This window comes from Actinokineospora sp. (assembly GCF_050699995.1).
In the GTDB taxonomy this organism is placed as follows: Bacteria; Actinomycetota; Actinomycetes; order Mycobacteriales; family Pseudonocardiaceae; genus Actinokineospora.
Genome location: NZ_JBOHGC010000391.1, coordinates 1 through 8,940 on the forward strand (window position 1 = coordinate 1; position 8,940 = coordinate 8,940).

Here is an 8,940-nt window from a genome sequence, read left to right on the forward strand (position 1 = left end):
GGTCAACCGCAGGCCTACCAAAGCGCCCGCCTCGTGCAGGTCACCGATGTTGGTGACCGGCGACAACGGTGTGTCCGGACAGATCCGGCCCTCGGGCGACACCGCGACGGGACCGGTCAGGACCAGCCCCGCGCCCGCCCGCGCCGCGCGCACCGAGTCGTCCTCGGCGACCAGCCGGTTCGGCAGCGTCGTGGCACCCAGGCGCAGCGGGGCGAACAGTGGGGGAGGGGCGACCGCGCCCGGCACCATCGACGTGCCCGAGGCGAACCATGCGTCGAGCACCCGGATCAGGTCCGGGTCGCGCTGCGCGAGGTTCGTGTGCGAGACGCGGCCGCTGCGGGTCAGCAGGTTGAACGCGAACTGGACCGGCTCGAACCCGGTGTAGGTGGCGGTCCGGCCGAAGTACGCGGCGCTCTCTCCCGCCGCCTGCTGGAACCGCTCCACCATCGGCTGGCGGTCCAGTACGTACTCGGTCAGCGCCGCCCCGAGGTCGCTGTGCCGCGCCAGGGCGGTGGCCAGCGCGATCGCGTCCTCCATGGCCAGCTTCGTGCCCGAGCCGATTGAGAAGTGCGCGGTGTGCGCCGCGTCGCCCAGGAGCACCACGTTGCCGCGGTGCCAGCTCGCGCAGCGGACCAGCGGGAAGTCCAGCCACAGCGACCGGTTCGACATCAGCCGGTGGCCGCCGAGGTCGTCGGCGAAGAGCTTCTCGCAGAACGCGATGCTCTCGGTCTCGCTCATCGTGTCCAGCCCGGCCCGCCGCCACACCGGCTCCGCGCACTCCACGATCCACGTGCTCGTGTTCTCGTCGAACGGGTACGCGTGCGCCTGGAACAGGCCGAACTCGGTCTCCTTGAAGGAGAACGTGAACGAGTCGAGCACCAGGTCGGTGCCGAACCAGACGTACTTGCAGCCCTGCGGCTTCACCGACGCGCGGAAGTCCCGCGTGCGCACCCGGCTGTTGGCGCCGTCCGCGGCCACCACGAGATCCGCCTCGGGCAGTTCGTCGACCTCGACGCCGAACCGCAGGTCCGCGCCGAGTTCGGTGGCCCGACGCTGCAGGATCGACAACAGGTGCTTGCGGGCGATCGCGGAGAACGTGTGTCCCCGCGAGCGCAGCAGCTTTCCCCTGTACCGGATGTCCACAGTGGACCACTGGGCGAACGAGTCGGTGATCTCCAGGTGGGTCGCCGGGTCCGCGTCGCGCAGCGCGCCGAGCGTCTCCTCGGAGAACACCACGCCCCAGCCGAAGGTCGCGTCCGGCGCGTTGCGTTCGAGCACCGACACCTCGTGCCCTGCCTTGCGGAGCAGGATCGCCAGGTACAGGCCCGCCGGTCCGGCTCCGACGATGGCGACCTTCATGACAGCGCCTCGGCGAGGCGGTCGAGGTCGTCGAGGTCGGCCACCGTGGGGAACAGGATCAGCTCGTCGCAGCCCTCGTCGGCGTAGCCGCGCACGAAGTCCTTGACCTCGCGGACGCTGGTCAGCGCGCCCGCGGCGATCTTTTCGGCGAACGGCCCGGTGAAGGCGTAGTAGTCGCGCAGGTAGTCGCGGCCGCGCTCGGCGTCGCCCAGCGCGATGTATCCCTGACCCCACAAGGCGGGGGCGCCGGGGCGGCCGAGGTCGCGCCACGCGGCGCGGGCCTTGGTGGCGGCCGAACCGAATGCGCGTGGCGGTCCGCCGCCGTGGGCGTAGCCGTCGCCGTAGCGGGCCATCCGGGCCAGCGCCGCGCCGCTCGTGCCGCCGACGAGCAACTCGATTCCCTTGGCCCCGAACGGAACCGCGGGCCCGATGCCCGCCGAGTCGAACTCGCCACGCAGATAGGCGAGCTGAGTCGACAGTGCGGCGCCGCGCGTGCGGTGGTCGACACCGGCAGCGTCGTAGTCGTCGAGCCGCGCGCCGACCGCCAGGCCCAGCGTGAACCGGCCACCGGACAGCGCGTCGACCGACACCGCCTGCTTGGCGAGCATCGCCGGACCGCGCAGCGGCCCGATCGCGATCATCGTCGCCAGCCCGATCCGGCTGGTCACCGCGGCCGCCGCGGACAGCGCCGCGAACGGCTCGACGCTGTCGTAGCGCACCCGGTCGAGCACGGCGAGCGTGGAGAACGGCCCGCCGTCGGCCCGCCGGGCCCATTCGACGAGCGTCGTCCCGTCACATCCCGAAACGGTGTTGGGGAGTCCGATACCGACCTTCACCAGCGTCACGTCCTTGTGGCCGCGGTCACGTCCTGCGAAAAACCCTACGGTTGACCCAGCTGAGGTGTCAACTATGCTCCGATTGTGTTCGAACCCGCGCCGCAGGACCTCGTCCTGACCATTCTCGGAGCGCACGTCGGCCCCCACGAGGGCGCGGCCGTGTGGTCCGGCGGGCTCGTCGCCCTGCTGGGTGAATTCGGCTTCACCGAGGGCGCGGCCCGGGTGGCGCTGACCAGGCTCGTCCGCCGTGACCTGCTCGAACGGGTCAAAGACGGCCGGATGGTCTTCTACACGGTCACCCCGCGCGCCGCCGCCGTGCTCGCCGAGGGCGACCGGCGCATCTTCAGCCTCGGCCGCGACGGATCGCCCGGCCCGTGGACCATCCTGTGGCACGCGATCCCCGAGTCGCAGCGGGTCGCCCGCGCCCGCCTGGTGTCCCGGCTGCGGTTCCTCGGGTTCGGCTCCGTGCAGGACGGCACCTGGCTTGCCCCACGCGACCGCACCGCCGAGGTGGCCGCTCTACTCGACCAGCTCGACGTGAGCGCGCATGCTGGGGTGATGGTCGGCGAGCCCGCCCAGGTGCCCGACTTCGCGGCCTTCGTGCCCCGGGTCTGGGACCTCGACGCCCTCGCGGCCCGCTACGAGTCCTTCGTCGCCGAATTCGGTGATGCCAAGGCCGAGGACCCGCGCTCGGCGTTCGAGCTGCGGGTCCGGCTGATGCACACCTACCGCCAGTTCGCGCTGCTCGACCCCGAGCTGCCCGCCGATCTCGTCGCGCCGCCGCCCTGCCGGGCCGCGGCCGTGACGCTGTTCCACCACGCCTACCCGGCGCTCGCGCCACAAGCGCAGCGCCACTTCAACGGATTGACATCCTCCCCCGCCTGAGGGCCGGGGATTTCATTCGCAACTACCGCACAGGGAGGAGGTCGCGTTGAGGTTCACGGTTCACCGGCTCACCCAACGGTGGGCCTCCCCGCGCAGTCACGGCATGCCCTGCCGCGAGTCGAATATTCAATGCCGCGTTCACATCGGCGTTGCACGCGAAACCACAGGACCGGCACCGGAAGACGGCTTGGCTCTCGCGCGCCTCCCGATCCACAGTCCCGCATGCCGAACAACGCTGACTCGTGAACCGCGGATCGACCTTCAGTACCCGCCCGGGGGCCTTGTGATCCAACCGGGTCACAAGGAGACCCCACCCGTTGGCGAGGATTCCGCGGTTCAGGCCGGCCTTCTGCCGCACACCCCGACCTGGGGCGTCCATCGTGCCCCTCGCCGACCGGGTCATGTTGCTGATCTTGAGGTCCTCGACGCCGATCACGTCGAACTCCCGCGCCAGACGGGTGCTGGTCTTCTCCACCCAGTCCTTACGTCGGTCGCTCTCGCGGGCCTTGAGCTTCGCGATCGCCTTCTTGACCTTTCCGCGCCGGTTGGAACCGCGTTGTGCCCGGGCAAGCTTGCGCTGCAGCCGCAGCAGCCGAGCCTTTTCGCCGTCTCGGAGAGTGGGAACACACAGCAATTCCCCACTGGACAACGCCGCCGACACCGCGACACCACGATCCACACCCACCGCCGCACCGGTGTCCGGCGCCGGAATGGGGGCGGGAGCAACGGCGAACGCCACATGCCAACGCCCCGCCCGATCACGGCTGCCCCGGTAGGACTTCACCCCATCGGCGACCGCGCGCGACCAGCGGAACCGCACCCAACCCACCTTGAGCACCCGGACCTCGCCGACCTTGCGCGATACTCGGCGCAGATCGGTCGAGTTGACCGCCACGATCCGGAAACCCTCGGCACGTCCTCGGCTGCGCCAGGTCGGGCGCCGGTGGGTACGGCCGAAGAAGTTGGCCATCGCCTGAGCGAAGTCCTTCAGCGCTTGCTGTTGCACGATCACCGACCCGGTGGCCAGCCAGGGATTCGCCGCCCGCGCTTGCGTCAGCTGGCGGCACTGTTCGGTGAACCCCGGTGCCGCCTTGCGCCCCGGCCTCCAGTGGGCGTGCTGTTCCACTGCGAGATTCCACACGAACCGCGCATGCCCACAGTGCTCCAACAACGCCCTTTCCTGGGCGGGTGTCGGTTGAAGGCGGAAGCGGGACATGCCAATCAACCTAATGACCAGCACTGACAAAACTAGGAGGCAGAGTTGAAAGCAGACACCACGGGGCATGCCGAGCAGAGCACGTCAGTCGATACCCAGCAGGCTGACACGGTGGCGTCGTTGACGTACACGTCCTACCTCGCGCTAGACGAGGTGCTCGGCGCGCAGCGGCCGCGCTCCGACGAGCACGACGAGATGCTGTTCATCGTCATCCACCAGGTCTACGAGCTGTGGTTCAAGCAACTGCTCCACGAACTCGCCGAACTGCAGCGGGTGCTGGAGTCCGGGCACACCCCGCACGCGGTGCGCGTGCTGCGCCGGGTGCTGACCATCTTCAAGGTCATCGTGGCGCAGATCGACGTCCTGGAGACGATGACGCCGCGCCAGTTCACCAGCTTCCGGGCCCGCCTCGACGCGTCCAGCGGCTTCCAGTCGGCGCAGTTCCGCGAGCTGGAGGCGGTGCTGGGCAGGCGCGACGAGCGCGCGTTCGCCCATTATCCGCAGGGCGGGGCGCAGCGGGCCCAGATCGAGGGCGCGATGTCGCGGCCGTCGGTGTTCGACTCGTTCCTGGGCTACCTGCACTCCCACGGCTACGCCGTCCCGGTCGACCTGCTCGAACGCGACGTCCGCCGGCCGGTGGAGCCTTCGCCGGGGCTGCAGAAGGTGCTCCTGCAGGTTTATGCCGACGACTCCGGTCCGTCCACAGTGGCCGAACACCTCGTCGACCTCGACGAGGGACTGCAGGAGTGGCGCTACCGACATGTGAAGATGGTCGAGCGCACCATCGGCGACAAGCCGGGGACCGGCGGCTCGCCCGGGGCCGCGTACCTGCGCAAGACCCTGTTCCAGCCGGTGTTCCCGGACCTGTGGGCCGTGCGGAGCGAACTGTGAGCGACCTGGCCGCGCACTACAGCCGATTCCGGGTCGCCGACCGGCTGCTGCTCACCGGCCACTCCCACCAGGCGTGGCCGGATGTGGCGCTGGAGGGCCAGATCGAGGCGTTCGAGGACGCCGCGTCCACTGTGGACGAGAAGTGGGAACGCGCGTTCGCGAAGGCCGACAAGCTGCGCGACTGGTACCGGGTCCTGCTCGACGACCCCTTCGGCGACATCGCGCTCGGGTCGAACACCCACGAGCTCGTGGTGCGGTTCCTTTCCGCGCTGGACCTGCGTTCCCGGCCGCGGCTGGTCACCACCGACGGCGAGTTCCACACCCTGCGCCGCCAGCTCGCCCGACTCGCCGAGGAGCGGATCGAGGTCGTCCAGGTGCCCGCGCTGCCCGCCGACACGCTGGCCGAACGGCTGGCCGCCGAGGTGAACTCGTCGACGGCGGCCGTGCTCGTGTCGTCGGTCCTGTTCGAGACCTCGCGCATCGTCCCCGACCTGGGCGGCGTGGCCTTCACCTGCGCCGGGCACGGTGTCGAACTGCTGGTCGACGCCTATCACGCGCTCGGGGTCGTCCCGATGTCGCTGCCGGACGCGGGATTGACCGACGTGTGGGTGGTCGGCGGTGGCTACAAGTACCTGCAACTGGGGGAGGGCAACTGTTTCCTGCGGATGCCCGCGCACGCCCAGCGGCTGCGCCCGGTCGTCACCGGCTGGTTCGCCGAGTTCGACGCGCTGGCCGACGAGAAGGACCCCACCCGGGTGACCTACGGGCCCGGTCCGACCAGGTTCGCCGGCTCCACCTACGACCCGACGAGCCACTACCGGGCCGGTGCGGTGATCGACTTCTTCGCCGACCAGGGCCTCACCCCGAAGGTGCTGCGCGACATCTCGCTGCGCCAGACCACCCTGCTCGCGACCGCGTTCGACGACCTCCACCTGCCCCCCTCGGTGGCCACCCGCGACCGCTCCTCGCGCACCCGCTTCGGCGGCTTCCTCGCCATCCGCACACCGCGCGCGGCCGAGTGCCAACGCGCACTCGCCGAGCGCGGAGTGCTCACCGACAGTCGCGGCGAGCATCTGCGCTTCGGACCGGCGCCCTACCTGCGTGACGACCAGCTGCGGGCGGCCATGGCGGCGTTCGGCGAGGTCAGCGCGTGATCGAGTCGCCGTGTGACGGTGATGGGGGCACGCTGGGAGGGTCGTGACCACCCAGCGGAAGGAGCCGCGAATGACTACCGCTCGCGACATCATGCATGCCGGTGCCGAGTGCATCAACGAGGACGAAAGCCTGCTCGTGGCCGCGCGGATGATGCGCGATCTCGACGTCGGCTCGCTGCCGATCTGCGGCAACGACGACCGGCTGCACGGGATCATCACCGACCGGGACATCGTGCTGAAGTGTTGCGCCGAGGGAAAGAACCCGGCGGACATGAAGGCGTCCGACCTGGCCAACGGCGCCCCACACTGCGTCATGGCCGACGCCGACATCAGCCAGGTGCTGCGCACCATGCAGTCCCACCAAATCCGCCGCGTCCCGGTGCTTGAGGGCAAGCGCCTGGTCGGGATGATCAGCGAGGCCGACGTGGGCAGGCACCTGTCGGAAGACCAGATCGCCCAGTTCGTGGAAAGCGTCTACGCAGCCAGATAACCCCCGCGCTGAGCCGCCTTCGGGACGCCGAAGGCAGCTCAGCCGGTCTCCACCCGCTGGTCCTCGACGTCCCCCGCCAGGAACGCCAGCAACCGAGCCCCCTCGGCCTCAGCCTCATCCCGCGCCGCGACCGGCCACGGATCGAACGGACGCACTCGCAGCACCGCCCGCTCCTTCCCGATCTCTGTGGTCCACGCACCCGCCGTGACACCGTCGACGAGCACCAACCGGGGGATCGGCCCGTGCGGGTCGAAGTTCTGCTCCTTGACCCGTGGCGTGACCACCCGCGACCGGTCGGCGTGGGACAGCAGCAGGTTGTCGAAGTCGTAGAGGAACCGCACCGGGGCCGGGGTGTCCTCGTCCGGGCGCGGCGCGTCGGGTAAGTCGAACAGCTCCCTGCCGTTCTCGTCGGTGAAGGTCACCAGGTCCATCCCCTCGACCACCTCCGAAAGCCGGGTCAGCCCCGACCACGTCTGCACGTCCTTCACCGACGCCGGGCCGAGAGCACCCAGGTACCGCCGGACCATCCCGGCCAGCGTCAGCTCCGAGACCTCAAGATCCCCCAGCCAGCGCGAGGCAGTGGTGTGCGCGGCCTTGCCCGACCGCCCCCACAGCCCCCGCGGGGTGACTTGGACCAGCGGCGTGTCGCCACGCACGGTCTGGGCCAGCGCCAACGGGTCGTAGTCGGGCCACTTCATGGCCAGCGCCTTGCCCAGCTCGCCGAACGTCATGGCCTGCTCCTCCAACAGCGAGCGGCCCGCCGCCAGCAACTCGCCGCGGTCGATGCCTGCGAGGCGTATGCCGAAGATCGCGTTCGTGGCGCTCGTCAGCATCCCGGCCAACAGTGGCCGCAGGCGCACGCAGTCGGCGGCGCTGACCAGGTGGATGGTCGAGCGCATCAGCGCGATCCGCACGAGCTCCCGCGACTCCAAGGCGTCCGACACCGCTGACGGCGTGAGGTCTCGCAGCCGTGACCACAGACCCACGTACCAGGTGTGCGGGGTCTGCGCCTGCAACCCGACCAGGTGCTCCACCGCCTCGACGGCGCCCAGGTCGGAGCGCTCCAGGAGCAGCTGCCGGGCCAGCGTCGCCCGGTTCAGCGCGCGAGTGCTGATCACATCCGCTCCAGCACGACCACAGGGATGTCGCGCGGCGACTTGCGCTGGTACGACTCGTACGTCGGGAACACCTCGACCATCGCAGCCCACAGCTCGGGCTTCTCCTCAGGAGTCGCGGTGCGTGCGCGGGCCGCGAACACCTCTCCGCGGATCTGCACGGTGACCTCAGGCTCGGCCGCGAGGTTGAGATACCAGGCCGGGTGCTTCACCGCGCCGCCATTGGACGCGACCAGCAGATAGCGGCCGTCGGACTCCCCGAAGATCAGCGCCGTGCGCCGCGATTGCCCCGATTTGCGCCCGCGCGTGGTCAGCAGCAGTGTCGGATAGCCGTTGAACAGATACCCGTCGGCGCCGTCGGTCTCGACGTAGCGCTGGATGTGCCTGGCCACCCACCCGGTCGAGCTGTCCGTGATCTCGGTCATGCCACGACCGTATCGCGGCCCACCGACATCGCCCGGGCGTCGGCCCGCCGGAGGGGCCAGGCAGAATGGAGCACTGGTCTGGGACAAATCAGCAGGAGGATGCCGCGGTGGGACAGGGTCAGCTTCGTGGAGTCGTCGCGATGGACGGACCCTCGGGCACCGGCAAATCCACCGTAGCGCGTCGGCTCGCGGCCTCGCTCGGCGCGGGTTACCTCGACACCGGCGCGATGTACCGGGCGGTGACGCTGGCCGTGCTTCGCGCGGGCGTGGACCCGGCGGACGTGACCGCGGTCCGCCGCGTCGCCGAGGCCACCGACCTGCACGTCGGCACCGACCCCAACCGCGCCATCGTCCACCTGGGCTCCCAGGACGTCGCCACCGAGATCCGCGGCCAGCAGGTCACGCTCGCGGTCTCGGCCGTGTCCGCGGCGCCGAAGGTGCGCGAACTGCTCGTCGCCCGGCAGCGGCAGATCATCAGCGAGGTCCGCGCCACGCTCGGCGGCATCGTCGTCGAGGGCCGCGACATCGGCACCGTCGTCGCCCCCGACGCCGGGCTCAAGGTCTACCTC

The 8,940-nt window shown here is 70.3% G+C and carries 10 protein-coding genes; 5 read left to right on the top strand and 5 right to left on the bottom strand.

Translation table 11 applies throughout. The annotated features are described in order from the left end of the window. Together ACRDSQ_RS19150 and ACRDSQ_RS19155 are read right to left on the bottom strand one after the other, a co-directional pair. The coding region (locus ACRDSQ_RS19150; protein WP_431422951.1) for an FAD-dependent monooxygenase at window positions 1–1,359 on the bottom strand (1,359 nt) is incomplete at its 3' end. Next, window positions 1,356–2,204 carry an LLM class flavin-dependent oxidoreductase gene (locus tag ACRDSQ_RS19155; RefSeq protein WP_431422952.1) on the bottom strand — a complete coding sequence of 283 codons (849 nt, stop codon included), beginning with the start codon at window positions 2,202–2,204 and terminating at the stop codon, window positions 1,356–1,358. The genes ACRDSQ_RS19150 and ACRDSQ_RS19155, both read right to left, overlap by 4 nt. Window positions 2,205–2,279: 75 nt before the next feature. Here ACRDSQ_RS19155 and ACRDSQ_RS19160 point away from each other — a divergent pair, with 75 nt between their 5' ends. Then, the gene (locus ACRDSQ_RS19160) at window positions 2,280–3,080 is read left to right on the top strand and encodes a PaaX family transcriptional regulator (RefSeq protein WP_431422953.1); all 801 of its coding nucleotides are present in this window, start codon (window positions 2,280–2,282) and stop codon (window positions 3,078–3,080) included. Between the two features lie 22 nt (window positions 3,081–3,102). Here ACRDSQ_RS19160 and ACRDSQ_RS19165 read toward each other — a convergent pair whose 3' ends face one another. Then, window positions 3,103–4,296, bottom strand: a complete 1,194-nt coding sequence (locus tag ACRDSQ_RS19165) for an RNA-guided endonuclease InsQ/TnpB family protein (protein ID WP_431422955.1) — start codon at window positions 4,294–4,296, stop codon at window positions 3,103–3,105. A 45-nt stretch (window positions 4,297–4,341) separates the two neighbouring features. Between ACRDSQ_RS19165 and ACRDSQ_RS19170 the strand changes: the two genes are divergently transcribed. The 3 genes from ACRDSQ_RS19170 to ACRDSQ_RS19180 all read left to right on the top strand — a co-directional run bounded on the left by ACRDSQ_RS19170 (window position 4,342) and on the right by ACRDSQ_RS19180 (window position 6,831). Beyond that, a complete protein-coding gene (locus ACRDSQ_RS19170; RefSeq protein WP_431422957.1) occupies window positions 4,342–5,187 on the top strand; it encodes a tryptophan 2,3-dioxygenase in 846 nt (281 codons plus the stop codon). Next, window positions 5,184–6,341 carry a kynureninase gene (locus ACRDSQ_RS19175; protein ID WP_431422958.1) on the top strand — a complete coding sequence of 386 codons (1,158 nt, stop codon included), beginning with the start codon at window positions 5,184–5,186 and terminating at the stop codon, window positions 6,339–6,341. The genes ACRDSQ_RS19170 and ACRDSQ_RS19175 overlap by 4 nt, the downstream gene beginning before the upstream one ends. 70 nt (window positions 6,342–6,411) lie before the next feature. Continuing rightward, a complete protein-coding gene (locus ACRDSQ_RS19180; protein ID WP_431422960.1) occupies window positions 6,412–6,831 on the top strand; it encodes a CBS domain-containing protein in 420 nt (139 codons plus the stop codon). A 38-nt stretch (window positions 6,832–6,869) separates the two neighbouring features. On the opposite strand, the gene ACRDSQ_RS19185 is transcribed toward ACRDSQ_RS19180, so the two are convergent. Continuing rightward, the gene (locus ACRDSQ_RS19185) at window positions 6,870–7,949 is read right to left on the bottom strand and encodes a winged helix DNA-binding domain-containing protein (RefSeq protein WP_431422961.1); all 1,080 of its coding nucleotides are present in this window, start codon (window positions 7,947–7,949) and stop codon (window positions 6,870–6,872) included. Next, on the bottom strand, window positions 7,946–8,371 hold the full coding sequence (locus tag ACRDSQ_RS19190) for a nitroreductase family deazaflavin-dependent oxidoreductase (protein ID WP_431422963.1): 426 nt from the start codon (window positions 8,369–8,371) through the stop codon (window positions 7,946–7,948). Before ACRDSQ_RS19190 ends, ACRDSQ_RS19185 begins: the two co-directional genes overlap by 4 nt. 140 nt (window positions 8,372–8,511) lie before the next feature. On the opposite strand from ACRDSQ_RS19190, the gene ACRDSQ_RS19195 reads away from it, so the two are divergent. Further along, window positions 8,512–8,940, top strand: a 429-nt coding sequence (locus ACRDSQ_RS19195; protein ID WP_431422964.1) for a (d)CMP kinase, incomplete at its 3' end; no start/stop codon positions are given.